General features: G+C 65.3%; 26 protein-coding genes. 17 read left to right on the forward strand and 9 right to left on the reverse strand.

All coding sequences use genetic code 11. The features are described 5' to 3' along the window. The first annotated feature begins 74 nt into the window (after positions 1 to 74). Positions 75 to 1,460: a M20/M25/M40 family metallo-hydrolase gene (locus LI72_RS07335; RefSeq protein WP_033925070.1), complete on the forward strand. Its 1,386-nt coding sequence runs from the start codon at positions 75 to 77 to the stop codon at positions 1,458 to 1,460. Between the two features lie 346 nt (positions 1,461 to 1,806). Then, the gene (locus LI72_RS07340; RefSeq protein WP_033925071.1) at positions 1,807 to 2,346 is read left to right on the forward strand and encodes an RcnB family protein; all 540 of its coding nucleotides are present in this window, start codon (positions 1,807 to 1,809) and stop codon (positions 2,344 to 2,346) included. 79 nt (positions 2,347 to 2,425) lie between these two features. Here LI72_RS07340 and LI72_RS07345 read toward each other — a convergent pair whose 3' ends face one another. Next, entirely contained in the window at positions 2,426 to 2,884 is a 459-nt protein-coding gene (locus tag LI72_RS07345; protein ID WP_231562391.1) for an SH3 domain-containing protein, read from the reverse strand. A 163-nt stretch (positions 2,885 to 3,047) separates the two neighbouring features. On the opposite strand from LI72_RS07345, the gene LI72_RS07350 reads away from it, so the two are divergent. Continuing rightward, positions 3,048 to 4,076: a 2-hydroxyacid dehydrogenase gene (locus tag LI72_RS07350; RefSeq protein ID WP_033925073.1), complete on the forward strand. Its 1,029-nt coding sequence runs from the start codon at positions 3,048 to 3,050 to the stop codon at positions 4,074 to 4,076. 153 nt (positions 4,077 to 4,229) lie between these two features. Continuing rightward, positions 4,230 to 5,597: an ammonium transporter gene (locus LI72_RS07355; RefSeq protein WP_033925074.1), complete on the forward strand. Its 1,368-nt coding sequence runs from the start codon at positions 4,230 to 4,232 to the stop codon at positions 5,595 to 5,597. On the opposite strand, the gene lepA is transcribed toward LI72_RS07355, so the two are convergent. Then, positions 5,598 to 7,403 carry a translation elongation factor 4 gene (gene lepA, locus LI72_RS07360; protein ID WP_033925075.1) on the reverse strand — a complete coding sequence of 602 codons (1,806 nt, stop codon included), beginning with the start codon at positions 7,401 to 7,403 and terminating at the stop codon, positions 5,598 to 5,600. Between the two features lie 117 nt (positions 7,404 to 7,520). Between lepA and LI72_RS07365 the strand changes: the two genes are divergently transcribed. The 3 genes from LI72_RS07365 (at position 7,521) to LI72_RS07375 (ending at position 11,239) form a co-directional block, all read left to right on the forward strand. Then, positions 7,521 to 8,372 carry a diacylglycerol/lipid kinase family protein gene (locus LI72_RS07365; protein ID WP_033925076.1) on the forward strand — a complete coding sequence of 284 codons (852 nt, stop codon included), beginning with the start codon at positions 7,521 to 7,523 and terminating at the stop codon, positions 8,370 to 8,372. Continuing rightward, a complete protein-coding gene (locus LI72_RS07370) occupies positions 8,369 to 9,097 on the forward strand; it encodes a metallophosphoesterase family protein (protein ID WP_033925077.1) in 729 nt (242 codons plus the stop codon). Before LI72_RS07365 ends, LI72_RS07370 begins: the two co-directional genes overlap by 4 nt. 93 nt (positions 9,098 to 9,190) lie before the next feature. Next, complete coding sequence (locus LI72_RS07375) at positions 9,191 to 11,239, forward strand: GMC family oxidoreductase N-terminal domain-containing protein (RefSeq protein ID WP_231562392.1); 2,049 nt, start codon at positions 9,191 to 9,193, stop codon at positions 11,237 to 11,239. Positions 11,240 to 11,436: 197 nt separating this feature from the next. Here the strand turns inward: LI72_RS07375 and LI72_RS07380 are convergent, their stop codons facing one another. After that, complete coding sequence (locus tag LI72_RS07380; RefSeq protein WP_033925079.1) at positions 11,437 to 12,243, reverse strand: SDR family oxidoreductase; 807 nt, start codon at positions 12,241 to 12,243, stop codon at positions 11,437 to 11,439. 241 nt (positions 12,244 to 12,484) lie between these two features. Between LI72_RS07380 and LI72_RS07385 the strand changes: the two genes are divergently transcribed. From LI72_RS07385 to LI72_RS07395, 3 genes are all read left to right on the forward strand, one after another. Beyond that, entirely contained in the window at positions 12,485 to 13,303 is an 819-nt protein-coding gene (locus LI72_RS07385; protein WP_033925080.1) for an ATP-binding cassette domain-containing protein, read from the forward strand. Positions 13,304 to 13,500: 197 nt separating this feature from the next. Then, a complete protein-coding gene (locus LI72_RS07390; RefSeq protein WP_033925081.1) occupies positions 13,501 to 15,054 on the forward strand; it encodes an ABC transporter permease/substrate-binding protein in 1,554 nt (517 codons plus the stop codon). Positions 15,055 to 15,057: 3 nt separating this feature from the next. After that, complete coding sequence (locus LI72_RS07395; RefSeq protein WP_052129585.1) at positions 15,058 to 15,597, forward strand: hypothetical protein; 540 nt, start codon at positions 15,058 to 15,060, stop codon at positions 15,595 to 15,597. A gap of 20 nt (positions 15,598 to 15,617) precedes the next feature. On the opposite strand, the gene LI72_RS07400 is transcribed toward LI72_RS07395, so the two are convergent. Further along, positions 15,618 to 16,235, reverse strand: coding sequence for a DNA-3-methyladenine glycosylase family protein (locus tag LI72_RS07400; RefSeq protein ID WP_033925082.1), 618 nt, complete (start codon positions 16,233 to 16,235; stop codon positions 15,618 to 15,620). A gap of 106 nt (positions 16,236 to 16,341) precedes the next feature. Here LI72_RS07400 and LI72_RS07405 point away from each other — a divergent pair, with 106 nt between their 5' ends. After that, entirely contained in the window at positions 16,342 to 16,659 is a 318-nt protein-coding gene (locus LI72_RS07405) for a 2Fe-2S iron-sulfur cluster-binding protein (RefSeq protein WP_033925083.1), read from the forward strand. Here LI72_RS07405 and LI72_RS07410 read toward each other — a convergent pair whose 3' ends face one another. Next, the gene (locus tag LI72_RS07410) at positions 16,660 to 17,427 is read right to left on the reverse strand and encodes a competence/damage-inducible protein A (RefSeq protein ID WP_033925084.1); all 768 of its coding nucleotides are present in this window, start codon (positions 17,425 to 17,427) and stop codon (positions 16,660 to 16,662) included. A 186-nt stretch (positions 17,428 to 17,613) separates the two neighbouring features. Between LI72_RS07410 and LI72_RS07415 the strand changes: the two genes are divergently transcribed. Further along, the gene (locus LI72_RS07415) at positions 17,614 to 18,330 is read left to right on the forward strand and encodes an NlpC/P60 family protein (protein WP_033925085.1); all 717 of its coding nucleotides are present in this window, start codon (positions 17,614 to 17,616) and stop codon (positions 18,328 to 18,330) included. A gap of 16 nt (positions 18,331 to 18,346) precedes the next feature. Here LI72_RS07415 and LI72_RS07420 read toward each other — a convergent pair whose 3' ends face one another. Both LI72_RS07420 and LI72_RS07425 read right to left on the reverse strand, forming a co-directional pair. Beyond that, on the reverse strand, positions 18,347 to 18,739 hold the full coding sequence (locus LI72_RS07420; RefSeq protein WP_033925086.1) for a type II toxin-antitoxin system VapC family toxin: 393 nt from the start codon (positions 18,737 to 18,739) through the stop codon (positions 18,347 to 18,349). Continuing rightward, positions 18,736 to 18,972 (reverse strand): type II toxin-antitoxin system Phd/YefM family antitoxin, encoded by a 237-nt coding sequence (locus LI72_RS07425; RefSeq protein WP_033925087.1) that lies wholly within the window; start codon positions 18,970 to 18,972, stop codon positions 18,736 to 18,738. Before LI72_RS07425 ends, LI72_RS07420 begins: the two co-directional genes overlap by 4 nt. A 99-nt stretch (positions 18,973 to 19,071) precedes the next feature. On the opposite strand from LI72_RS07425, the gene map reads away from it, so the two are divergent. Next, complete coding sequence (gene map, locus LI72_RS07430; protein ID WP_033925088.1) at positions 19,072 to 19,896, forward strand: type I methionyl aminopeptidase; 825 nt, start codon at positions 19,072 to 19,074, stop codon at positions 19,894 to 19,896. A gap of 81 nt (positions 19,897 to 19,977) precedes the next feature. On the opposite strand, the gene LI72_RS07435 is transcribed toward map, so the two are convergent. Next, positions 19,978 to 20,241 carry a ribbon-helix-helix domain-containing protein gene (locus LI72_RS07435; protein ID WP_033925089.1) on the reverse strand — a complete coding sequence of 88 codons (264 nt, stop codon included), beginning with the start codon at positions 20,239 to 20,241 and terminating at the stop codon, positions 19,978 to 19,980. 348 nt (positions 20,242 to 20,589) lie between these two features. Here LI72_RS07435 and LI72_RS07440 point away from each other — a divergent pair, with 348 nt between their 5' ends. Both LI72_RS07440 and glnA read left to right on the forward strand, forming a co-directional pair. Continuing rightward, positions 20,590 to 20,928, forward strand: coding sequence for a P-II family nitrogen regulator (locus LI72_RS07440; RefSeq protein WP_017671887.1), 339 nt, complete (start codon positions 20,590 to 20,592; stop codon positions 20,926 to 20,928). A 124-nt stretch (positions 20,929 to 21,052) separates the two neighbouring features. After that, positions 21,053 to 22,465 (forward strand): type I glutamate--ammonia ligase, encoded by a 1,413-nt coding sequence (gene glnA, locus LI72_RS07445; protein WP_033925090.1) that lies wholly within the window; start codon positions 21,053 to 21,055, stop codon positions 22,463 to 22,465. Between the two features lie 79 nt (positions 22,466 to 22,544). Here the strand turns inward: glnA and LI72_RS07450 are convergent, their stop codons facing one another. Next, positions 22,545 to 22,961, reverse strand: a complete 417-nt coding sequence (locus LI72_RS07450; RefSeq protein WP_156139521.1) for a glycine zipper 2TM domain-containing protein — start codon at positions 22,959 to 22,961, stop codon at positions 22,545 to 22,547. A gap of 128 nt (positions 22,962 to 23,089) precedes the next feature. Here LI72_RS07450 and LI72_RS07455 point away from each other — a divergent pair, with 128 nt between their 5' ends. Together LI72_RS07455 and LI72_RS07460 are read left to right on the forward strand one after the other, a co-directional pair. Then, entirely contained in the window at positions 23,090 to 24,679 is a 1,590-nt protein-coding gene (locus tag LI72_RS07455; RefSeq protein ID WP_033925091.1) for a peptide ABC transporter substrate-binding protein, read from the forward strand. Then, positions 24,676 to 26,151 (forward strand): ABC transporter substrate-binding protein, encoded by a 1,476-nt coding sequence (locus LI72_RS07460; RefSeq protein ID WP_081984700.1) that lies wholly within the window; start codon positions 24,676 to 24,678, stop codon positions 26,149 to 26,151. The genes LI72_RS07455 and LI72_RS07460 overlap by 4 nt, the downstream gene beginning before the upstream one ends. Positions 26,152 to 26,162 lie beyond the last annotated feature (11 nt).

Raw genomic sequence — 26,162 nt, forward strand, 5'->3', positions numbered from 1 at the left:
GGGCGGGCAAGTCGGCAATGGGCGGGCAAGTCGGCATTGGCAAAGCCGCGCGACGTGGTTAAGCCTGCTGATCTATGAAGACACGCACCCTGCTGGCCCCGATTCTATTTGGCGCCGCGCTCACCCTGCCCTTCCCGCTTGCTGCCCAACATGATCCGGCCGCGCTCCAGCAGAAGGCGCTGTCCGACGACACCGCCTATGCCATCGTCGAGGACCTGACCACCGAGATCGGCCCGCGCCTGGCGGGCACCGAGCGCGAAGCGGCGGCGCGCGCCTGGGCCGTCGAGCGATTGAAGGCGATGGGCTTTGCCAATGTCCGCATCGAACCGTTCGACATGAAGACCTGGGTGCGCGGAATCGAAACCGCCGAGGTGACCGCGCCTTTCACCGGATCGATGCACATCTCGGCCTTGGGCAATTCGGCCAGCACCGGCGAAAAGGGGCTTGAGGCCGAGGTCGTCTATTTCCGCACCATGGCCGATCTGGATGCTGCGCCCGAAGGCAGCCTGAAAGGCAAGATCGCGTTCGTCAGCCACAAGATGACCCGCACCCAGACCGGGGCGAGCTATGGCCAGTTCGGCGATGTCCGCCGTCGCGGTCCCGCCATCGCCGCGAAAAAGGGCGCTGCGGCCATCGTCATCCGCTCGGTCGGCACCGATTATCACCGCAACCCGCACACCGGCGGCACCAACTTTCCCGAAGGCGTGACGCCGATCCCGGCGGCCGCACTGTCGATCCCCGATGCGGAAAACCTGGAGCGGATGATCCGCCGCGCGCAACCTGCGGGCAAGCCGGTCACGATGAAGCTGGTGCTCACCCCGCGCCAGATCGGCATCACCCAATCGGGCAATGTCATCGCCGAAGTGCCGGGCAGCGACCCTGACGCGGGGATAATCCTGGTCGGCGGGCACCTCGACAGCTGGGATCTGGGCACCGGCGCGATCGACGATGGCGCGGGCGTCGCGATCACCGCGGCGGCGGCCAAGCTGGTCATGGACGCAGGCAAACCCAAACGCACCATCCGCGTCGTCTGGTTCGGCGCAGAGGAAGTCGGGCTGTTCGGCGGCATCGCCTATGCCAAGAAGCATGGCGCGGCGAACCACGCGCTGGCGATGGAATCGGACTTTGGCGCAGGCCGCATCTGGCAGGTGGAATTCAAGCTGCCCGAAACCGCCAAGGACCTGCAGACGAAGATCACCAACGCGCTCGCCCCGATGGGTATCGGCAAGGGCGCAGGCGCGGCCGGTGGCGGACCCGATGTCGGGCCTACGGTGGCGCTGGGGGTCAACGCGGTCGATCTGCAGCAGGACGGCACCGATTATTTCGACCTGCACCACACCCCCGACGACACGCTCGACAAGATCGACCCAAAGATGATGCAACAGAATGTCGCCGCCTGGGCGACGGTGCTGGGCATCGTCGCCAACGACCCGGCGGATCTGCTGCCGAAGGGGAAGTGAAATCCCCTCCCCCTCGATGAGGGAGAACTTCAAGCATCGCGCATTCATCTCCCCTCCCCTTGGGGAGGGGTGCCCGCAGGGCGGGGTGGGCTTGCGCCGCGGTCCACGTTCGATGCCCACCCCGGTCCGGCAAGCCAAGGCGCTCCTCTGGCCCACCCCGGTCCGGCAAGCCGGACCTGCCCCTCCCGCAGGCGGGAGGGGAGAAACCCCCAGCCCCGTTACACCTTGCGACAACATTTCATGAAAATGAGCGCCACATTCGCAACCCATTCAGATAACCAAGCGTAAACCTGAACATGTCCAGAGCGGTTCCCCCATCGTTCCGGCCATGACAGGAGTACAGACAATGAAGATTCTTTCGAAGACCCTGATCGGGACCCTGATGCTGGCAACGACCCTGCCTGTCGCCACCGCCCCTGCCTTCGCCCAGTCTCGCGGTGAAGTGATCCGTTCGGAACGCGAAGTCCGCCAGGAGCAGCGCGAGCTGCAGCGCGAGCGTCGCGATGTTCAGGACGCTCGCCGCTATGGCGACCGCCGCGATGTCCGCCAGGAGCAGCGCGATGTTCGCGAACAGCGTCGCGACGTCCAGGATGCCCGCCGCGAATATCGCGAAGACCTGCGCGACTATCGCCAGTATCGCGGTGCCAACCGCCAGGCGTTTCGTGGCCCCGCCTTCCGCGCGAACTTCCGCTATCAGCAGTTCCGCCCCGGCGTGCGCATTGCCCCGAACTACTACGGCCAGCGCTATGTCGTGAACAACTATCGCAACTACCGCCTGCCCACCCCGGGCGCCCGGCAGATGTGGGTGCGCCACTATAACGACATGCTGCTGGTCAATGCCCGCAACGGCACGGTCATCCGCGTGATCCCCAATTTCTACTGGTAAGTCCTTTCGCCGGTAGAAGCCCCGCCCATCGCTTGCCCGAGCGGTGGGCGGGTTTCTGTCTGGCGATGATGCAGGCCAATCAGGGGGCGCCCGCGCCCCAGATCTGGTCCTGCCGCACCCAGCCGGCGCGCTTGTCGACGGCAAATTCGCACCAGCCCTGTTCGCAATCGCCCAGTTCGCCGACCACGCCTGGCTCTGCGCGCCACATCAGCCGTGCACTGTCCTGCGGCGCAGAGCGGATGGCGAGCACCGGACCGTTGACGATGGCGGTGCGCTTGCGGCTGAGCATGTTCGAATGCATCCAGCCGGTCCATCCCGAAGGATCGACGATCTGCCGCCACACGCCATAGCGCTTGATCACCTTGACCGGCAGGTTCCTGCGCCGGAACACCCATTCGATCTGATAGGTCGCCATCGGCCCTGCGCGCGCGAAGGCCTCATCGCGCTGGATCGAGGCCCAATACGGTGTCTCTACCTCGGCCTGCGCGTTTGCCAGGCTGGCCGCGCCCAGCAGCGCCCCTGCACTCATGGCGCCCATGACGAGTCGCTTGATCCAAGATGTCCGCATATCCCTGTCCCCAGCCGGTCCGCCGACGAACCATCGGCCGACACTCGGCATTGCCTTACCGCTTACGGCAAAAAACGGGCGGCTAGCAAGTGCCGCTGCTTGACCTTTGAGCCGGTTGCGGCATAGCAAAGCCATGCCTGCCAGCTCCCCTTCGCAGCCCTCCGCCCCGCATCACGCCCCCGGGACGCGCCCGCGCGTCATCGTCACGCGCAAGCTGGCGGATTCGGTCGAGGCGCGGATGGCCGAGCTGTTCGATGTGGTGCCCAACACCGACGATCACGCCTTTACCCGCGACGAGCTCGCCGCAGCGCTGGCCGATTGCGATGTTCTGGTCCCCACCGTCACCGACGCGCTCGATGCAGAATTGATCGCGCAGGCGGGCGACCGGCTGAAGCTGCTGGCCAATTTCGGCGCCGGGGTCGACCATATCGATCTCAAGGCCGCTCGCGCCAAGGGCATCATCATCACCAACACGCCCGGCGTGTTCACCGACGATACCGCCGACATGACGATGGCGCTGATCCTCTCGGTTCCGCGCCGGCTCGCCGAGGGCGAGAAGCTCGTGCGCTCGGGCCAGTGGGAAGGCTGGAGCCCGTCGGGCATGCTCGGCCACCGCATCGGCGGCAAGCAGCTGGGCATCATCGGCATGGGCCGTATCGGCCAGGCGGTCGCGCACCGCGCGCGCGGCTTCGGCCTCGACGTGCGCTATCACAACCGCCGCCGCCTGCCCGAAAGCCTCGAGCAGATGCTGGGCGCGACCTACGAGCCCGATCTCGAGGCGCTGATCGCCGGATCCGACATCATCACCCTGCACTGCCCGCGCAGCCCCGAAACCCGCGGGCTGATCGACGCACGCCGCATCGCTCTGATGAAGCCCAGCGCCTATCTGATCAACAGCGCGCGCGGCGAGCTGGTCGATGAAGCCGCGCTGATCGATGCGCTGGAGGCCGGCCGCATCGCCGGCGCCGGGCTCGACGTCTATACCCGCGAGCCGCATGTCGACGCCCGCTTGCTGGCGCTGAAGAATGTCGTGCTGCTGCCGCATGTCGGCAGCGCCACCTTCGAGGGGCGCGAGGTCGCAGGCCACAAGGTCATCGCCAATATCCGCTTCTGGTTCGATGGCCACCGTCCGCCCGATCAGGTGCTCGAAGGCTGGATGTAACGCCATTCGGGGCATGCGGTGTTCGCTTGCCTGAGGCAGCCATTCGCCGCGGAATTCGGTCCGCGTTAATCGATTATTTGCCAAACTGTTGCACATAGCAGCGAAATTGCCGACGCCTGCGGGCGGGGCAGGATTCCTGGGAAAGTCGAAGGCATGATCGCAAGGCTCGCGCGCATTTTCACCCTCGCAGCGGCAACGCTCGCCGCGCCCGCATGGGCCGCGCCCGGCATGGTCGACCCTGCAACGCTCGATGTCTCCAATTCGGGCGACACCGCCTTCATGCTGGTCTGTGCCGCCTTGGTGATGCTGTTCGCGCTGCCCGGCGTGCTGCTGATGCAGGCAGGGCGCGGCACCGCAGGCGCGGCGCAGGGCATATTCCTGCAGGGCAGCGCGATCGCCGCTCTGGTCTCGCTGCTGTGGGTGGTGGTCGGCTATACCCTGGCGTTTGGCGATCCCAGCGGCGGGCTGATCGGCGGCGGCAACGCCTGGATGCTGATCGTGCTCGGCGATGTCCGCTTCGGCACCGCGATCCCCGAAAGCGCGTTCGTGATCTTCCAGATTGCAGCGGCGATGCTGGCCGCCGTGCTGGTGGCAGGCGCATGGGCCGGGCGCGGCCGCTTCGGCTGGGCGCTAGCCTTTGGCGGGCTGTGGAGCCTGATCGTCTATGCGCCGGTCGCGCACTGGATCTGGGGCGGCGGCTGGCTGTACGGCTTTGGCGTGCTCGATTTTTCCGGTGGCATCGCGCTGCATTTCTGCGCAGGCCTTTCGGCGCTGGTCGCAGCCCTGGTCATCGGACGCCGCACCGGCTGGCCGGGCGAAGCCACGGCCACGCACAACCCGCTGATGGTGCTGGCAGGCGGCGGCCTGCTGTTCGTCGGTAATTTCGCGCTGGCAGGCGGCTGGACGCTGGCTGCCACCGATGACGCCAGCAGCGCGATCATCAACGCGCATGTCGCCGCCTGCGTCAGCGCATTGGTGTGGATGCTGATCGAGAAGCTGCGCACGGGCACGGTCACGGCGATGGGCGCAGTCAGCGGCCTCGTAGCGGGCCTTGCCGCGATCGCCCCTGCCTCGGGCCTTGTCTCGCCGGGGGCTGCCATCCTGATCGGACTGATCGCCGCGCCCGCCAGCTATTTCGCGCTGCGCTTCGTCAGCGAGACTTTGGCGATCGACGACAGCAACCATGCCTTCGCGCTGCACGGCGTCGGCGGCCTGGTCGGCGCGCTGCTGGTCGCGGTGTTCATGAGCGCCGATCTCGGCGGCATCGGCTATCCGCCCGAAGGCGGCATCGGCGGCCAGCTGCTCGCGCAGGTGATCGGCCTCGCCGCCGTCGCGATGTGGTCGATCCTGGGCACGTTGATCATCAGCTATGGCATCGCGATGGCGATCCCGATGCGGATTTCACCGGCGGAAGAAGCAGGCGAAGCCCCTGCTCCTGCGATGACCCCCGCTCCGCTGCCGGTCGCCGAGCCTGCCCACGAGACAGCGCCAGTGGCGACCGAACAGCAGGTCAGCGGCTAATCACTCCTCGCCCATCCTGAGCGCGGCGATAAAGGCTTCCTGCGGGATGCTGACCGAGCCGTACTCGCGCATCCGCTTCTTGCCTTCCTTCTGCTTGTCGAGCAGCTTCTTCTTGCGGCTGATGTCGCCGCCATAGCATTTGGCGGTAACGTCCTTGCGCATCGCGGCGATGGTCTCGCGCGCGATCACCTTGCCGCCGATCGCTGCCTGGATCGGGATCTTGAACAGGTGGCGCGGGATCAGGTCCTTCAGCCGCTCGCACATGCCGCGGCCGCGCGATTCCGCCGTGCCGCGGTGAACGATCATGCTCAAGGCATCGACCGGCTCGGCATTGACCATGATCGACATCTTGACAAGGTCACCCTCGCGATAGCCGATCTGATGGTAATCGAACGAGGCGTAGCCGCGGCTGATCGACTTCAGCCGATCGTAGAAATCGAACACCACTTCGTTGAGCGGCAGCTCGTAGGTCACCTGCGCGCGGCCGCCGACATAGGTCAGGTTCTTCTGGATGCCGCGCCGGTCCTGGCAAAGCTTGAGGATGCTGCCGAGATACTCGTCGGGGCAGTAAATGACCGCCTCGATCCACGGTTCCATGATCTCGTCGATCTTGGTCGGGTCGGGCATGTCCGCCGGATTGTGCAGCTCGATCTCGCCGCCGCCATAGGTCAGCTGGATCTTGTAGACCACCGAAGGCGCGGTGGTGATGAGGTCGAGGTCATATTCGCGCGTCAGCCGCTCCTGGATGATCTCCAGATGCAGCAGCCCGAGAAAACCGCAGCGGAAGCCGAAGCCCAGAGCTGCGCTCGATTCCATCTCGAAACTGAAAGAGGCGTCGTTGAGCCGCAACTTCGAAATGCTGTCGCGCAGCTTGTCGAAATCGTTGGCATCGACAGGGAACAATCCGCAGAACACAACCGGCTGCACTTCCTTGAAGCCCGGCAGCGGGTTGGCTGCGGGGTTCTTGACCGTGGTGATGGTGTCGCCGACCCGGGTCTGGCTGATGTCCTTGATCTGCGCGGTGATGAAGCCGATCTCGCCTGCCGCAAGCTCGGGCAGGTTCTCGATCTTGGGGCGCATGCAGCCAACGCGATCGACCAGATGCTCGGTGCCGCCGGCCATGAACTTGATATTCTGGCCCTTTTTCATCACGCCGTTGACGACGCGCACGAGGATGACGACGCCCAGATAGGGGTCGTACCAGCTGTCGACCAGCATCGCCTCGAGCGGCGCATCGCGGTCGCCCTTGGGGGGCGGGATCTTCTTGACGATCTGTTCGAGGATTTCCTCGATGCCGATGCCCGACTTGGCGCTGGCCAGCACCGCTTCGGAGGCGTCGAGGCCGATGATGTCCTCGATTTCCTTCTTCACCTTTTCCGGTTCGGCAGCGGGCAGATCGATCTTGTTGATCACCGGCAGGATCTCGTGATCGTGCTCGATCGACTGATACACGTTCGCCAGCGTCTGCGCCTCGACACCCTGCGCGGCATCGACCACCAGCAGCGCGCCCTCGCACGCGGCGAGCGAACGCGACACTTCATAGGCGAAGTCGACATGGCCCGGCGTGTCCATCAGGTTCAGCTCATAAAGCTGGCCGTCTTTCGCGGTATAGTTGAGCCGAACGGTCTGCGCCTTGATCGTGATCCCGCGCTCTTTTTCGATATCCATGTTGTCCAGCACCTGGGCGGACATTTCGCGTTCGGAAAGGCCTCCGGTTTGCTGGATCAGCCGGTCCGCCAGGGTCGATTTGCCATGGTCGATATGCGCGATGATGGAGAAATTGCGGATGTGCTTGAGTTCGGTCATGGCGCGCGATTAGCAGGGGCTTGGGGCGCTGTCAGCAGGGAATGCGCATCGGCGTTTGCGGGCGATTTAATTGCTCGTTGAGCGGGCACCAATCGCCAGATGGCGCGTAGAGCGCGCATGACATGCACCTGGCTTATCGTGAACGAGGCGAGCGGCAGCTATGATGCTGCGGTGATCGCCGATATCGTGACCTGGTTCGCGAACAGCGACCAACCGGTCGACTGCATCGTGCGCTGCCCCGACGAAGATCTGCCGACGGCCGAAACGCTGCGCACGTCGGGCGTCGAGACGCTCGCGATCTATGCCGGTGACGGCACCACCAACAGCGCGCTGAAGGCGGCCGCAGGATGGGATGGCGGGGTGCTGATCCTGCCCGGCGGAACGATGAACCTGCTTGCACGAGCGCTGCATGGCGAGCAGCCGTGCGACGCGATCATCGCCGAGGCCGGGCGCGATCGTCGCACCCGGCAGCTGAGCACGGTCGAGATCGGCGAAAGCATCGCCTATGTCGGTGTGATCGCAGGGCCGACGACCAGCTGGGCGCAGGTGCGCGAAAACGCGCGCCACCGCGAAGTGGCCGATCTGGTGTTCAACGCCATTCCCGCCGCGATCTCCGAAAGCCTGGGCGGACCGCAGGTCGGCATCGAAGGCCACGCTGAAAGCTTTCCCGCCATCTTCGCTGCCCCGCGCGACACCACGATGGCGCTGTGCGGCTTTACCGCATCGAGCATCAGCGAGGTGCTCAGCCATGCCAGCGCCTGGCTGAACGGCGATTTCCGCGAAGGCCCGCGGGTCGATCTGGGCAGCGCAGCAAGCGCGACGCTGACCAGCGAGGCCGAGACCATCGGCCTGCTGATCGATGGCGAACCCGCCGAATGCCGCCCCGGCGACACGCTGCGGCTGGGCCATGCCCCGCACAATTTCATCACCACGCGCCCCAGCGAAGATCACCTCACGCCCGCTCCATGACCGTTCTCTTTCACGCAAGCGACCTGCATTTCGGCGCAGAGGACAGCGCGGCGCTGGCCTGGTTTGCGCAGGAGGTCGAGCAGCACCGGCCCGACGCGGTGATCATCACCGGCGACCTGACGATGCGCGCGCGATCGGCCGAATTTGCCGCGGCGCAGGAATGGCTTGCCGCGCTGGGTCGTCCGGTGCTGATCGAGCCGGGCAACCATGACCTGCCCTATTTCAATCCTGTCCGGCGTATCTGGCGGCCCTATGGCCGGGTGATGCGGCTGCAGCAGGAGCTGCATGACGGCGTGACACTCGACCATGTCCATCTGGTATCGCTGCGGACCACCGCGCGGGTCCAACTGCGGCTCAACTGGTCGAAGGGGCGCGTCAGCGGCCGCGCGCTGCACGAGGCGCTGCATGCCTTGCTCAGCGATCCTGACGCGCAGCTGCGCATCGTATTGACGCATCATCCGCTGATCGAGGCGAATACGCAGAGCAGCGGGCGGACCACCGGCGGCCGCGCCGCGCTGGAGGCGATCGCCGCCGCCGGGGCCGATGCCGTGCTGTCGGGCCATGTCCATGACCCATTCGACCTTAAAGTGCCGACCGCTGCGGGCCCGGTCCGGCTGATCGGCGCGGGCACCTTGTCCGAACGCGTCCGCGCGACCCGGCCCTCGTTCAACCGGCTCGAAATTTCGGGCGGCCTGCTCGACGCGCGCGTCTGCGCGATGGCGTAAGGCGCGGATTAACGCGGTTTAACACGGCGAAATCTTACAATTCTGGAACGCGCTGCTAGCCTATCCTCCGGGCAAGGGGGGATTCGCGAGATGATGAGGAAGCCATTCAATCCGTTCGAGGCGGCGATCTGGAAACGGTTGGCCGAAACCCTGTTCGTCGAGCCCGCGCAGATGGCGATCAGCCCCGCGCAGGTCGTCGCCAACCTCCAGCGGCTGTTTGCCAATATCGAAGGCGATACGCCGCGCAATACCGCGCTGTCGGTGATCGCCACCTGGCTTGTGCTGGGCGGCCCCGTCTGGCACTTCGCGCCGCGATCCTTCCGCATCTGGCGGATCGAGCGGCGGCTGCGCAACAGCCGGGTCGATATCTTTCAGGACATGGCCCGCATCCGCGGCATCGTCTATGCGGGCTATTACGGCCACTGGCTCGATCAGGACGATGCCAATGCCTCCGATGCGGCGGCCGAGGATGCCAACCGCGCCAACCCGGTGTTCCAGTCGATGGGCTTCACCCTGCCCCGCCACCGGGAGCGTGCGGGCACGCCCGATGACCCGCTGATCGCCGAGCACACCGGCAACGACCTGCCGTACACCGTGTTCGTCGGCGAGGATGCGATCCCCGACAGTGTCGAGGTGGTGGTGATCGGATCGGGCGCGGGCGGCGCGGTCGCAGCATCGAACCTCGCCGACCAGGGCTATGAGGTGCTGGTGATCGAGGCCGGGCCTTATATGCCCAGCGCGCGGATGACCCCCAACGAGGCGCATATGTCGTCGAGCCTGTTCAAGGACGGCGCGATCCAGACCACGCGCAACCGCGACATCATCGTGTTCCAGGGGCGCACCGTCGGCGGCTCGACCGTGGTCAACAACGGCATCTGCCTGCGGCTGGCGCGCGAGGGCGAGACCCACCCCGATGCCAATGACGTGCTGCACAGCTGGCGCGAACTCGGCGCGCCGGTCGATCCGGATGCACTCGAAGACAGCTATGCCCGCGTCGAATGCCGGCTGGGCGTGCACGAGATCGACCGGCGGCTGGGGCGCAGCAACGGCACGCGGCTGCTCAGCGGCTGGGACGCGTATCGCGCAAGCTCTGCCGACCCGCTCGATCAGCGCGCGGTCTCGGGCTGGTTCCGCAAGAACTGGGGACAGAAGACCGAGGCAAACGCCTGTGTTTCCTGCGGATATTGCAACACCGGCTGCCCCTATGGCCGCAAGCGCGCGATGCCCGAAAGCTTCCTGCGCCACGCGACGTTGAGCGCACCGCGCAAGGCGCGGATCCTCGCGCATGCCGAAGTCGCGCATATCGGCTGGGACGGACGCGACGACCATGGCCGCAAGCGCGCCTCATCGGTGCAGGTACAATTCCCCGATGGCCGCGCCAAGACGATCCGCGTGACCAAGGGCGTCGTCGTCGCCGCAGGCACCATCGCATCGAGCAACATCCTGTCGGCGAGCGGCATCGAGGGTACCGGCAAGGGCATATCGCTCAACATCGCCTGCCCCGTCCCTGCGCTGATGCCCGACCCGGTCAACGCCTGGGACGAGGACCAGATGGCGACCTTCATCGATCGCGGCGATTTCCTGATCGAGAGCCACTTCCAGCCGCCGATGAGCATGGCCTCGCTGGTGCCGGGCTGGTTCGACGAGCATTTCCGCCGGATGCGGCACTACAACCGGCTGGCGTCGGCAGGCGTGCTGTTCCCCGCCGACCGGCTGGGCAACATCAAGAAGGGCAAGCTCGATTTCGTGCTGCAGCCCACCGACCTGGCCGTGCTGCGCCGCGCGCTGTCGACGCTGACCAAGCTGCATTTCCGTGGGGGAGCGCAGGAGGTCTACCCTGCGTTGCTGCATGGCGAGACGATGCACGCCGGGATGAGCGACGAAGAGATCGACCGCTTCTACTGGGAGCATATCGAGGAACCCGACGATGTCGTGCTGTCGTCCAGCCACCCGCACGGCGGCAACGCGATCAACGCCGATCCGGCCAAGGGCGTGGTCGATCTCGACCAGCGCGTCCACGGCACCGCCAATGTGCTGGTCACCGATGCCAGCGTGATGCCCAGCTGCATCCGCGTCAACGCGCAGCTGACCACGATGGCGATGTCCGACCGCGTGACCTACGGAAAAAGGGTGTTCGGCTGATGATCGGTGCGGGCTGAAAAGCCCTCCCCCTCGATGGGGGAGGGTTGGGTGGGGGTGATCTCACCGGATTGCGCATCGCCGCAGCGAAGCATCCAGCCGCACCCTCACCCCCACCGCTGCGACTAGGCTCCTGCGACGCCAAGCCTCGCTCCTCCCCCATCAAGGGGGAGGACGCGCAGCGCGAACTCAGCCCCGAACTACTCCCCGCGCGCCTTGCGCACCATCAGGCCGCCGCGCTTGCGGATCGATCCGGGCATCCATTTCGCCGCGAACGCCAGGCGCTTGGCGGTGGGGCCGACATAGCTGTGCACGTTCTTCGGATCGTGCACCGCAGCCCAGGCGGCTTCGGCAACCATCAGCACGGGTGAGATTTCCAGCCCCGCCGCGGTCACGCTCTGGCCGATCGACTGGTTGCTGTTGGCAGGCGCGCCATCGAGCAAAGGCGTATCGATGAAGCTGGGCAGCAAGGCGCGGACGCGGATGCCATCCACCGACCATTCGATATCGAGCGCCTCGCTGAGCCCGCGCACCGCAAACTTGGTCGCCGAATAGACCGACAGCCCCGCCGAGCCATAGATCCCCGATGCCGACGAGGTATTGAGCAGGCACGATCCGGGTGTGGCTTTCAAGTACTTATGGCCGATATGCGCGCCATAGACGACGCCCTTGAAGTTGATGTCGACCAGCTTCTCGATATCGGCTTCGCTGTGGTCTTCGAGCGGCCCGCCGATGCCGACACCTGCATTGTTGAACAGCACGTGCAGCTTGCCGCCATGGGGCTTAGTGAACGCTTCGAGCGCGGTCGTCCATTGCTCGCGGCTGCGCACATCGAGCGGATGGATCGACGCCATGCCCGCCGGCAGCATCGCGGCGGTTTCCTCCATGCCCTTGATGTTGACATCGGCGAGCCCGACGAACCAGCCCTTCGCGGCAAAGAACCGCGCAACTTCGCGCCCGATGCCCGATGCGCCGCCGGTGATGAAGATGGTCTTGGTGTCGGTCATGTGTTGCCCCTCCGGATATCTGTTGTTCCACCACCCGCTCAGCCTGAGCCTGTCGAAGGCCCCGCGCCCACGCCAACGATAGAGCGGGGCCTTCGACAAGCTCAGGCTGAGCGGAGGTGGGTCGGGTCAAAGGGTCAAGCTTCCTTTGTCCGATTGGTTTCCTGCTCAACGCTAAGCCGCACCCTGCCTCCACGCAAGTGGCTAGCCAGCGCGGGTTTCCGCCGCCTATAAGCGGGTCTGCATGGCGACCTCACCCTCTTTTTCCCGGCCCGCCGCCGCGCGCGGCCCTGCCGTAGCGTTCGAGGGCGTCGGCAAGACCTATGGCAGCGCCGTCGCCATTGCCGGCATCGATGCGACAATTTCACCGGGCACCTTCGTTGCCATCGTCGGCAGCTCGGGATCGGGCAAATCGACTCTGCTGAAAACCGTCAATCGGCTGATCGAGCCCGATTCCGGCAGCGTGCGAATCGATGGCGCCGACGTGGCCGAGCGCGAGCTGCACCAGCTGCGCCGCTCGATCGGCTATGTGTTCCAGAATATCGGCCTGTTCCCGCACATGACCGTCGCGCAGAACATTGGCATCGGCTCGCGGCTGGCCACCGGCAAACCGCTGGCGGACGACCGCGTCAGCGCGCTGCTCGATCTGGTCGATCTGCCGCGCGACTTTGCCACGCGCCTGCCCGAGCAGCTGTCGGGCGGACAGAAGCAGCGTGTCGGCGTCGCGCGCGCCCTTGCGGGCGAGCCGGGGCTGATGCTGATGGACGAACCCTTCGGCGCGCTCGACCCCGTCACCCGCGAGGCGCTGGGCGAGCAGTATCGCGCGCTGCACGAACGGCTGGGGCTGACCACGATCATGGTCACGCACGACATGGCCGAGGCGCTGCTGTTCGCCGACCGCATCTGGGTGATGGCGGCCGGGCGGATCGTCGCCGATGCGACACCATCGCAGCTGATCGCCGGCGGCTGCGGCGCGGAGGCCGAGGCTCTGGTTGCGGTGCCGCGGCTGCAGGCGGAGCGGATCACCGCGATGCGCCAAGCCGAAGGAAAACCGGGTGCGTAGGTCCCTCGACTTCGCTCGGGAACTCGGAGAAGTATGCTCTGTGGTGGATCAGGGAGACCAAAGCTTCCCCTCCCGTTTGTCCCGAGCGAAGTCGAGGGACGTATGCGCCGGGGTGAGTCAGCGAGACCAGTTCACCCTCTCCGAGTTCCCGAGTGAAGTCGCGGGACGTGTGCGCCTCACGGTAGCGAGCAAAACGGATGACGCTTGACTGGCCGCGCATCCTCGACCTGCTCGCGCAGCATGTGCAGCTGAGCTTTGCCGCCTTGGGCCTCGCGCTGGTCATCGCGCTGCCGCTCGCGATCTGGTCGGTGCGCAGCCGCACGGTCGCAGGCGTGACCTTGGGCTTTGCCAGCCTCGTCCAGACGATCCCTGCCCTCGCATTGCTTGCGCTGTTCTTCCCGCTGCTGCTCGCGCTGTCGGCGATCTTCGGCGATGTCATCTCGCCTTTGGGCTTCCTGCCCTCGCTGCTGGCGCTGACGCTCTATGCTCTCCTGCCGATCCTGCGCAATGCGGTGACCGGGCTGCGCTCGGTCGAACCGGCGATGGTCGAGGCGGCCGATGGCGTGGGCATGACGGGCCTTCAGAAGCTGTGGCTGGTCGAAGCGCCGCTCGCCTCGCCCACCATCATGGCGGGCGTGCGCACCGCGGCGGTGTGGACCATCGGCGCGGCGACGCTCTCCACCACCGTCGGCCAGCCGAGCCTGGGCGATCTGATCTTTGCCGGGCTGCAGACGCAGAACTGGTCGCTGGTGCTCGCCGGATGCCTGGTCGCGGCGGGCCTTGCGATCACCGTCGATCTGCTGCTGGGGCTGATCGAAAGCGGCATCCGCTGGCGCAAGCATCGGCGCATCTGGGGGGCGGGCGTCGCGCTCGCCGCCGGGCTCGCCATCGCGCTGTGGCCCGCACCGCCAAGCGACAGGCCTGTGATAACTATCGGCGCCAAGCGCTTCTCGGAACAGTATATTCTGGCGCGCCTGATCGGCCAGCGGCTGGAGGATGCGGGCTATGCTGTGCGCTATCGCGAGGGCCTGGGCAGCGCGGTGGTGTTCCGCGCATTGGCGAGCGACGAGGTGCAGGTCTATGTCGATTATGCCGGCACGATCTGGACCAACGAGATGCAGCGACAGGACCCCGAGCCGCGCGCGGACATGATCGCCGAGATCACCCGCTGGGCCAGGGCGCAGCATGGCGTCGGGTTGATCGGTCCTCTGGGATTCGAGAACACCTATGCCTTTGCCGTGCGGCCCGATGATGCAAAGCGGCTGCGGCTGAAAACGCTCGACGATGTCGTCCGCGTCGCACCGCAATTCGTCTTCGGCACCGATGTCGAGTTTCTGGAGCGGCCCGAATGGCAGATGGTGCAGGCCGCCTATCCGCTGCGCTTCAAGGGCCGCCGCGCGTTCGAGCCGACCTTCATGTACCGCGCGCTGCAACTGGGCGAGGCGGACATCATTTCCGCCTTCTCGTCCGATGGCCGGATCGCCGCGAACGGCTTTGTCGTGCTTGAAGACCCCAAGGGGGCCGTGCCCTCTTATGATGCGATCCTGATGGTCAGCCGCTCCGCTGCGGCCGATGCACGGCTCGTCGCGGCGCTCAAGCCTCTGGTCGGCGCAATCCCGGTGGAAAAAATGCGGGAGGCCAATTATCGCGTCGACAGGGACAACAACAAGCAAAGCCCGGCCGATTCGGCACGGTGGCTGGACAACGCCATTGTCACGATGCCATCTTCACCCAGCCCCAAGGGGAAATAATCCATGATGATCAAGCGCCTGTTGCTGACACTTTTCATCGCGCCGATGCTGCTGTGCGCGAATGCCGCGCATGCCGCTGTCACCATCACCTTCTACAGCCACGAGTTGGGCAGCCAGTTTCCGCACGCGTTTGCCACGCTGAAGGGCAAGGTCGATTCCACCGGCGAGATGGTCGATACCAACATCGGTTTCACCGCGGTCAGCACCGGCCCCAGCATCCTGTTCGGCTGGGTCGAGGGCAAGACCAGCGTGCTCAAGCCCAAGTACATCGCCGACAGCGCAGCTCATTTCACTTATGAACTGACCGATGCCGAATATCGCGCGGTGATGGCGGTGCACGAGAAGTGGCGCACCAAGAAACAGAAGAGCTACAATCTCAACTCGGCCAACTGCGTCCACTTCATTGCCGATGTCGCCACCGCAGCCGGCCTGAAGACCAACCCCAAGAGCAAGTTCTTCAAGAAGCCGACCAGCTTCCTCAAGGAAGTGACCGCGCTTAGCCGGGGCCGGCTGGCCAGCGGCCGCATCCTCTACAAGAGCTGACTCCGGAAGGGCGGACAGGCCTAGAGCGCGGCGTTGTTGTAGCAATGCCAGGTGAGGATCGCGACCGCGCCGCGATGCGGTGACCAGGGATCGGCCAGCGCGCGCGTCTCCTTTTCCGAAGGCCGCGCCTCCAGCCCCAGGATCCGCCCGATCCCGGCCTGCACGGCAAGGTCGCCCGCGGGCCAGATGTCCGGGCGGCCTTCGGCGAACAGCAGGTAGATTTCCGCCGACCAGCGGCCGATGCCCTTGATCCGCACCAGCTCGGCGATCGCGGCTTCGTCATCCTCGGGCAGGTTTTCCAGATCGAGCGCACCGGTCACCACCAGCTCCGCCAGCGAACGCGCATAGCCCTGTTTCTGCCGCGACATGCCGCAGGCGCGCAAGGCATCGAAATCCGCCGCGATCAGCGCCTCGGGCGCACACCCCTCGCCGAGCGCGGCTTCCAGCTTGTTCCACACCGACGCCGCCGACGCCACGCTGACCTGCTGGCCGACAATCGTACGCAGCAAGGTGGTATAGCCGCGCGAGCGGATGCGGGGTTCGGGATAGCCCGCGATCTCCAGCGCACGCGCGATCGCCGGCTCGCGCGCGGCAATCGCATCGAGCCCGCTGTTCAATTGTTCGCCGGTCAAACCCATAAGTGCAGTCCCTCTCACATCCGCTGCTTGCATTCGCGCGCCCGGTTGATCATAGCAGCGGCGTTTGCGGGGGCCAGAGCCCGTTGCCATCTAGTGGGGAGTTTCCATGCCAAAGCTGACCGTCATCAATCGCGCGGGCGAAGAGAGCACCATCGAAGCCGATACCGGCCTGTCCGTGATGGAAGCGATCCGTGACAATGGCTTCGACGAACTGCTGGCGCTGTGCGGCGGATGCTGCTCGTGCGCGACCTGCCACATCCATGTCGATGCCGACTGGGCCGACAAGCTGCCCCCGATCAGCGCCGACGAGGACGACCTGCTCGACAGCTCCGATCACCGCAATGCGACCTCGCGCCTGTCGTGCCAGATCCAGATGACGGCTGCACTCGACGGCCTCAAGGTCGCCATCGCACCCGAAGATTGATCAGATACCGCCGGGCGTGACTTCGCGCCCGGTGGCTTCCAGCGCGGATGCCAGCGCTGCGACGCAGCCATCGAGCTGCGCCTGATCGACCGAGCGGATGACGAAATTCGCGCCGACCCGGCCTTCGCGGAAAAACGGATAGCTGCCGATCTGGCAGCCTTCATGCGCGCGCTCGGTCGCGCCCAGCATGTCCGCGACCTCGCTTTCGGCGACCCAGCAGCCCAGTGTGGCTGACAGCACCGGCAATCCGCCCTCGAGCGTGCCGGTGAGCGCATCGAGCATGCCGGCGGTGATGTGCGGCACGCCCGCCATCAGGAACAGGTTGCCGATGCGGATGCCGGGCGCACCCGACATGCGGTTCTCGATCAGCTCGGCGCCATCGGGGACCCGCGCCATGCGCAGCCGCCCCTCGTTGAGACCGCCGCGGGTCTCATAATACCGCTCCAATATGGCGCGAGCGGTCGGGTGGATGACCACATCGACACCCAGAGCCTGCGCGATCGCATCGACGGTGATATCGTCATGCGTCGGCCCGATGCCGCCGGTGGTGAACAGATAGTCGTTGCGCACCCGCAGCAGGTTCACCGCCTCGACGATCGCATCCATGTCGTCGGCGACGACCCGCACCTCTTTCAGGCGGATTCCCTGCACATTCAGCCAGGTCGCGACCTGTGCGACATTCTTGTCCTGGGTGCGGCCAGAGAGGATTTCGTCGCCGATCACGATCAGCGCGGCGGTCCAGATGCGGGGGTTTTGGGTGGGGTGCATAGCGTGCCATGCAATACGCACTTTGCCCGGTGGCGCAAGACCAGAAGCAGGCTGCAGCGCGCCGCCTAGCCCATCGCGCGCGCCTGCTTTGATCGGAAATGAACCCAATTGGGCGCGCCCGGCGGCAGCGGTGGATCCTAGGCTTGAGCGGCACCATCCACCGCGCGATTCGAAAGGCCGCAGCCCATGTCAGCGAAATCCAACGTCACCCGCGTTCAACAGGCCCTGGCCGCCAAGGGATTCGACCCCGGGGTGATCGACGGCATCTGGGGCAAGCGAACCGAGGCCGCTGTTAGGGCATTCCAGACCGCGCGCGGATTGCAGGCCGATGGCATCGTCGGGCCGCTGACCCGCGCGGCGCTCGGCCTGGAGCCCGCAGCGCAGGCCGATGCCATCGACGATCCCGCCCTGCCCTGGTTGCTCGAAGCCCGGCGGCTGCTGGGCATCCGGGAAACGCCGGGCAAGGACAACAATTACGTCATTCTCGATTGGGCCGACGAGCTGGGTATCCCCTATGCCTCGGACGATATTGCCTGGTGCGGGCTGTTCGTCGCGCATTGCATCGGCACCACGCTCAGCAACGAGCCGCTGCCGGCCAATCCGCTGGGCGCACAGAACTGGAAACGGTTTGGCGGCCCGTGCACTCCCCAGCCAGGTGCGATCCTGGTGTTCTGGCGCGAGAATCCTGACAGCTGGAAGGGCCATGTCGGCTTCTATGTCGGGGAAGACACGAAGGGCTATTATGTGCTGGGCGGCAATCAGGAGGATGCGGTCAGCGTTGTGCGCATCGAGAAGCGCCGCCTGTTGAAGAGCGGAGTCCGCTGGCCGGCCTCCGTGCCCCTTGGCGCAGCAGGCCCGCGCCAGATGGCGCTGGGCAAGGGCTTTTCAACCTACGAGGCCTGATGGCGGCACGGGGGCGTTATTCCCAGAAGGTGGCGCACCCCAGCGCGGCGAGCGAGGGATCGCGTGTGAGCACGACCAGCCCATCGTGAATGGCCTGCGCGGCGATCATCCGGTCGAACGGATCGCGGTGCTCGCCGGGCAGGGATCCCGCGAGCAGACCGCTGGATACCGATACGCCGATTTCGATAAATCCATCGGCCCCGGCAAGCTCTTCAAAGTTTTCAAAGACCGGGACAGCCGCCTGCCACTTGCCGATGCGGCATTTGGTGGCGATTTCCCAGGCGGATACCGCGCTCACGAAGATCGTGTTTCGCTCGTCACTGACTTCCTGGGCGACCTTGGCCGGCAAGGCCTTGTCACCGGTCCACCACCAGACAAGGGCATGGGTGTCGAACAGGTAGTCCGTCATTCCCAGGCCCGCAGCTCTTCCTCGGGCAACGGATCGAAAAAGAAGCCATCGGGGATGGGCGTCTTCAGCTTCAGTCGTCCGGGCCGCCGCTCCACCTTGGGCTTTTCCAGCGGCACCAGCCGGGCATAGGGCTTGCCTGCCTTGGCCAGGATGATCTCCTCGCCGGCGTGCGCGCGGTCGAGCAGCTTGGAAAAATGCGTTTTCGCGTCGTGGACGTTGACGATGCTGGTCATGGGCAAAAGTTAGTCCATTGACTGGACTAAGTCAACGGACTAAGTCCACGCCATTCGCGGGGTCGCAAAAGTGGCCGCTCTGCCCTATATGGAATCACCATGAACCAGTATGTCACCGTCACCAATGCCGACACGCCGATGCGCGACGGCACGATCAAGCTCCACGGCCAGGATGGTTTTGATGGAATGCGCAAGGCGGGCCAGCTCGCTGCCCATGTTCTCGACGAGCTGACCTCGTTCGTCACCGAAGGCGTGACCACGGCGGAGATCGACGCCAAGGCGCGCGAGCTGATGCTGGCGGGCGGCGGTATTCCGGCGACTTTGGGCTATCGCGGCTTCACCCACAGCTGCTGCACCTCGATCAACCATGTGGTGTGCCACGGCATCCCCGCCGACCGGAAGTTGAAGGACGGCGACATCATCAACATCGACGTCACTCCGATCGTCGATGGCTGGCATGGCGATACCAGCCGCATGTTCCTGATCGGCGATGTTGGGGTCAAGGCACGGCGGCTCGTCGACGTGACCTATGAATGCCTGATGCTGGGCATCGAGCAGGCGCGGCCCGGCAACACCATGGGCGATGTCGCGCATGCCATCCAGTCCTATGCCGAAAAGCACCGCTATGGCGTGGTTCGCGATTTCTGCGGCCATGGTCTGGGCCGACTGTTCCACGATGCGCCCGAGGTCGTTCATGCCGGTCGCCCCGGCACCGGCCCTGAGCTTCGCCCCGGCATGTTCTTCACCATCGAGCCGATGATCAACATCGGCAAGCCTGCGGTGAAGATGTTGGAGGATGGCTGGACGGCGGTGACCCGCGACCGCTCGCTCTCGGCCCAGTTCGAACATTCGATCGGCATCACCGCGACGGGATGCGAGATCTTCACCAAGAGCCTCAAGGGGCTGGACCACCCGCCTTATTGATCGGGGTTGCCAAGCTGTCGCGTGCAATGAATTCAGTAATTGCGTCCATGTCAGCCTGGGCTTCAATGGACACGCGTAGTTTCATTTGCCGACGCGCTCCCGAATGCGGCGTTTCATGGCTTCTGGATCCCATTTCACCACACGGCCGGCCTCGATATCGTCGATACCCTTCTGGATTTCGCGGCGCAGATCCTCAAGCTCTGCCTCGCGAAAACGCCGCTGAAGCTCCCAGCCACGCAGGGCATCCCGGATAGCCTCGCTTATGCTGGCATATTCGCCCGCTTCCACCGCCGCGTGCAGCAGCTGGTGATGCGCTTGCGTCAGCGTGATACTTGCCTTTTCCATGTCGATCCTTTCGATGCGGTGGGATTATATCGCACCAGCATTCCGCTGATCAACTCCCATTCGGGCACACCGGTCTGCCCAAAATATAGGCACTGCCGACATCGCTTGCCCGCAATTCCATCAGGCCCCGCAATAATGTTGCAACGCAGCCAAGCTTTTGTGGCGGATTGCGTCTTGGCACGTTAATTGTTTGGTAGCAGTCCACGGGGGACTCGGGCGATGTGCTGCGCACAGGCCCGGATACCTTTGCGGCCATATCAAAACGGTCCGGCACGCCCGCACCGTGTTTTCCCATAACCGCCCTGCCCACCCGGGCGCGGCGGCCGATGACAGGATGATCAGGGACTTATGAAGAAGATCGAGGCGATCATCAAACCGTTCAAGCTCGACGAGGTGAAGGAGGCGCTGCACGAGGTCGGCGTATCCGGCATCACCGTGACCGAGGCCAAGGGCTTCGGACGGCAGAAGGGCCATACCGAGCTTTACCGGGGCGCCGAATATATCGTCGACTTCCTGCCCAAGGTGAAGCTGGAAGTGGTGGTCGACGATGCGCTGGCTGATCGCGTGGTGGAAGCGATTGCCGCTGCCGCGCAGACCGGCCGCATCGGCGACGGCAAGATTTTCGTGATCCCGGTGGAAACGGCCTTGCGCATCCGCACGGGTGAACGCGACAACGACGCGGTCTGATCCAACGGGCGCGCGCACATCCAGGAGAGGCCTGCCCCGGCAAGGCCGCAACAACAATATCAGTTCCAATCGAAGGGGGGGCCGCAAGGCCCTGATCGCGATTACATGAAGAGGGAAAGCTAACATGGCAAAAACCGCCAAAGACATTCTGGCAATGATCAAGGAAAACGAGATCGAGTGGGTCGACGTCCGCTTCACCGATCCCAAGGGCAAGTGGCAGCACCTGACGATGTGCGCCGGTGTCATCGGCGAGGACGAGCTGGAAGACGGCCTGATGTTCGACGGTTCGTCGATCGAGGGCTGGAAGGCGATCAACGAATCCGACATGATCCTGCGCCCCGACATGGACGCGGCCTATATCGATCCGTTCTCGGCCGATCCTATGCTGATCCTGTTCTGCGACATCGTCGAGCCCGGCACCGGCGAGCTCTATGCCCGCGATCCGCGCAGCACCGCCAAGCGCGCCGAAGCCTATCTGCAGTCGACCGGCATCGGTGACACCGTGTACGTCGGCCCCGAAGCCGAATTCTTCATGTTCGACGATGTGCGCTTCTCGGACGGTTATGCCGGATCGATGTTCTCGATCGACGATATCGAGCTGCCCACCAACTCGGGCCGTGCGTACGAAAGCGGCAACCTGGCCCACCGTCCGCGCGCCAAGGGTGGCTATTTCCCGGTTGCGCCGGTCGACAGCGTGGTCGACGTCCGCGCCGAGATGGTCAGCACCATGCTCGAAATGGGCCTGCCCTGCGACAAGCATCACCATGAAGTCGCCGCCGCACAGCACGAACTGGGCCTGACCTTCGGCACGCTGACCCAGACCGCCGACCGCATGCAGATCTACAAGTATGTCGTCCACATGGTCGCACAGGCTTATGGCAAGACGGCAACGTTCATGCCCAAGCCGATCAAGAGCGACAACGGATCGGGCATGCACACCCACATCTCGATCTGGAAGGAAGGCAAGCCTTTGTTCGCGGGCAATGGCTATGCCGGCCTGTCGGACATGTGCCTGTACTTCATCGGCGGCGTCATCAAGCACGCCAAGGCGCTGAACGCCTTCACCAACCCGACCACCAACAGCTACAAGCGTCTGGTGCCCGGCTTCGAAGCGCCGGTGCTGCTGGCCTATTCCAGCCGCAACCGTTCGGCATCGTGCCGCATCCCTTATGGCACCGGCGAGAAGGCCAAGCGCGTGGAATTCCGTTTCCCGGACGCGATGGCCAACCCGTATCTGTGCTATTCGGCGCTGCTGATGGCGGGTCTCGACGGCATCCAGAACAAGATCCACCCCGGCGAAGCGATGGACAAGAACCTGTACGACCTGCCGCCCGAAGAGCTGAAGGAAGTGCCGACCGTCTGCGCCTCGTTGCGTGAAGCGCTCGATTCGCTGATCGCCGACCACGACTTCCTGCTGAAGGGCGACGTGTTCCTCAAGGACCAGATCGAAGCCTATATCGAGATGAAGTGGGCTGAAGTGACGCGTTGGGAAACGACCCCGTCGCCGGTCGAGTTCGACATGTATTACAGCTGGTAATCAGCGACAGTTGATACACGCAAAAAAGGCGCCTCGGGGTAACCCGGGGCGCCTTTTTGGTGTCTGAATACCGGCAGGATCAGCGGCAGCGCGTGCCGTTGCGGTCGATCGCCCGACCTGCTGCCGCGCCGCCCGCTGCGCCAAGGATGGTGCCCAGCGTGTCCGAACCGCCCGGCGCAATGATATTGCCCAGCACGCCGCCAGCGATGCCGCCAACGATCAGTCCGGTGGTGCCATCGGACCTGCGGCAATAATAGCGGCCGTCCTGCCCGCGATAGACGCGGTCATTGCGGCTGAGGCGGCGTTCGCGATAGCGCCGGTCGTCACGGTAATAGCGTCCCGCATCATAGCCGCCGTAAGCCGGGTCAGGGCGGTTGTAGTCATACTGGCGGTATGACGAGAAACCGCGGTCGCGATAGCCTGATCCGGCGCATCCGCTGACGACCGTCGCGGCGATCAATGCCGCGCCCAGCGACATGGTTTTCCTGCTGAACATGATGTTGCTCTTCCTTGTGCCTTCTCGTCTTGAGGACGCACGGGCGGCACGAACCGTTCCGCAAAAAGGCGCTGAAAGCCCGCATTGACCCTTCCCCGCATCCCCGATCCGGGGCATGAATTACGACAATGCTGCGTCTGTTGCCCCTGTTGTTAGTCCTGCTGCTCGCCGCCTGTTCTAACGGACCTGTCTCGCCGATGGCAGCGCCGGGGCCGGACCGGCTAGTGCGGCTGGCCGATGCCGAAATCCGGGGCCTCGATCCACAGGTCTATTCCGATCTTGCTTCGCTGCGCGTGGCGGCCGACCAGTTCGAGGGGCTCACCCGGTTCGATGGCGCAGGCCAGGCGGTTCCGGGGCTCGCGCGCGAATGGGTGATTTCGCCTGATGGGCGCAGCTGGACATTCCGCCTGCGGCCCGATCTGCGCTTTTCGGATGGCACGCCGATCCGCGCGAGCGTGTTCGCGCGCGGATGGCAAAGGCTGAACGACGATGCGACCGGGTCGCCGCATGCCGCGCTGTTTGCGGCCATCACCGGTATCACCGCCCCCGACGCCGACACGGTTGTCGTGCGTCTGGGCGCCCCTTTCCCTCAGCTTCCCGCATTGCTCGCGCATCCGGCGATGGCGGCATTGCCATTGCATCGCGCCGCAGCCGGAGCGGACTGGACCGCCGAGCGTCCGCTGGTGACGTCGGGCCCCTATCGCACTCGCGACTGGCGACTGAACGACCGGCTGGTGCTGGAGCGTAATCCGAATTGGCACGGCGGTCAGGCGGCCATTGCCACGGTCGTGTGGAAACCGGTCGACGATGCGCTGGCCGGCATGCGGCTGTTCCTCGCGGGCGAGGCCGATATCTCGGGCGACTATCCGCAAAGCCGCCATGGCTGGCTGGCTCAGCAGCGGCCGGACGTGGTGCGCACCGGCGATTATCTGGGCAGCTATTATTTCACGCTCAACACCCGCAAGCCGCCGTTCAACGATCTGCGCGTGCGCCGGGCGCTCAGCATGGCGGTCGATCGCGCCTGGATCACCCGGGCGCTTCTGCCGATGGGCAATGCTCCCGCGCTCGGCATCGTTCCGCCCGCGCTCTACGACGGCCGCACTTTCCGTCCCGACTGGGCCGACTGGCCGCTGACACGCCGCCAGCGCGAAGCGGCACGCCTGCTGGCGCAGGCGGGCTTTTCGCCTCAACGGCCGCTGCGCTTCGAGATCCGGATCAATTCTTCGGCCGAACACCGGCGGATGGCGGTCATTCTGTCGGCGATGTGGAAACCGCTCGGAGTCGAGGCCAGCATTCTCAACAGCGAACCTGCGCTGCACTTTGCCGCGATGCGCCGCGGCGATTTCCAGATGGCGCGATCGGGCTGGATTGCCGATCTTCCCGCGCCGGAAAACTTTCTCGCGGTCCACCGCTCGGACGCGGGCGAGGTCAACTATTCGGGCCATGCCGACCCACGGTTCGATGCGCTGCTCGACGCTGCCATGGCGCAAGGCGATCCCGCGCTTCGGGCAGACGCGATGGCCCGGGCCGAGGCGCAACTGATCGAGGCCATGCCGGTCATCCCCCTGTGGTTCTATCGCAGCGGCGCGCTGGTCGCCCCGCGGGTTGCGGGCTGGACCGACAATCCTGGCAACATCCATCCCAGCGCGGCGTTGTCGCTCCGGCACACCCCTGCTATCGCGGCTGGGGGCGGACAGGCAGCGAGAGGCGGAACATGACCAGCGCATGGAAAAGGACCGCCACTGGCCTTGCGAGCGCCGCCCTTTTGGCGCTGGGGCTCGCGCTGGCCGGGTGCTCGGGCTCGGACAGCTCTCCGCTGGGCATTTCGATCATCGATCCGGCGGCGCAGGACAAGCTCGATGCTGCAAGGCTCGACCCGGGAGCGGAATATCTGCGCGCTGCCACCTCGCAGGGCCTGGTCCGGCTCGATGCGCTGGGCAATATCGTGCCGGGCCTTGCCGAACGCTGGATCGTCACCGACGATGGCCTCAGCTACATTTTCCGCCTGCGCAACGCCCGCTGGGAAAACGGCGATCCGGTCACCTCCGAACATGTTGCCGCCGCCTTGAAACGCCGGCTGACGATCGAGGCGCGCACCGCGATCGGATCGGACACCGCAGAGGTGCGCGACATCCGCTCGATGACCGGGCGCGTGATCGAAATCCGGCTGCTGTCACCCCAGCCCGAACTGCTGCGCGTGCTGGCGCTGCCCGAACTGGGCATCCGCCGTAACGGGCGCGGCACCGGACCTCTGGTTGCGAACCAGCAGGAATACTGGACCTTGCTGACCGAGCGGGTCGACGACACTTTGGACCCTGATGCGCCCCGGCGTGTCCGCCCGCTGCAGGTCCGCACCGAAAGCGCGGCAAAGGCCATCGCCCGGTTCTCGCTGGGCGAAAGCGCGATGGTGTTGGGCGGCAGGTTCGAGCATCTGCCCTATCTGAGCGCAGCGGGCATCGCGGACAACGACGTGCGCGCGGATCCGGTGGTCGGCCTGTTCGGGCTGCTGGTGGTCAACGGCAAGGGCTTTCTGGGCGATCCCGCCAATCGCGAGGCGATTGCGCTGGCGATCGATCGCGGATCGCTGATGACCCCGTTGGGCATTGGCCAATGGCAGACGATGACCCGTATCGTGCCCCTGGGCCTGGAACGCTATCAGCCGCTGATCGGCGATCGCTGGGCGGACCTGTCGCTCGATCAGCGGCGCGAGCTGGCGCGCGGGCGGATCGTGCGCTGGCGCCAGGGTGACCAGACCCTGCCCGAGCTGCGCATCGCGATGCCCCGCGGGCCCGGCAGCCGGCTGGTGTTCAGCCGCATCCAGCGCGACCTCATGACCATCGGCCTGCAAAGCCGCAGGGTCGCGCCCGATGCCAAGGCGGATCTGCAGCTGATCGACGAGGTCGCCAACTATCGCCAGCCTGGCTGGTTCCTCAATCAACTCGCCTGCGCGGTGCGTCCGCTGTGCAACGAACAGGCCGATGTGCTGCTGGCGCAGGCGCGGCGCGCGGTCGATCCTGCGGTGCGGATGACCCGCATGGCCGAGGCCGAAGTCGCGGTGACATCGGCCAATATCTACATCCCGCTGGGCACGCCGGTGCGCTTTTCGCTGGTCAAGGGCAATGTGCCGGGCTTTGCGATCACTGCCGATGGCTGGCATGCCTTGCCGGACCTCGTTGCCATCCCCAGATAATATCCGGTGCA

This window comes from Sphingomonas sp. 35-24ZXX (assembly GCF_000786215.1).
Classification (GTDB): Bacteria; Pseudomonadota; Alphaproteobacteria; order Sphingomonadales; family Sphingomonadaceae; genus Blastomonas.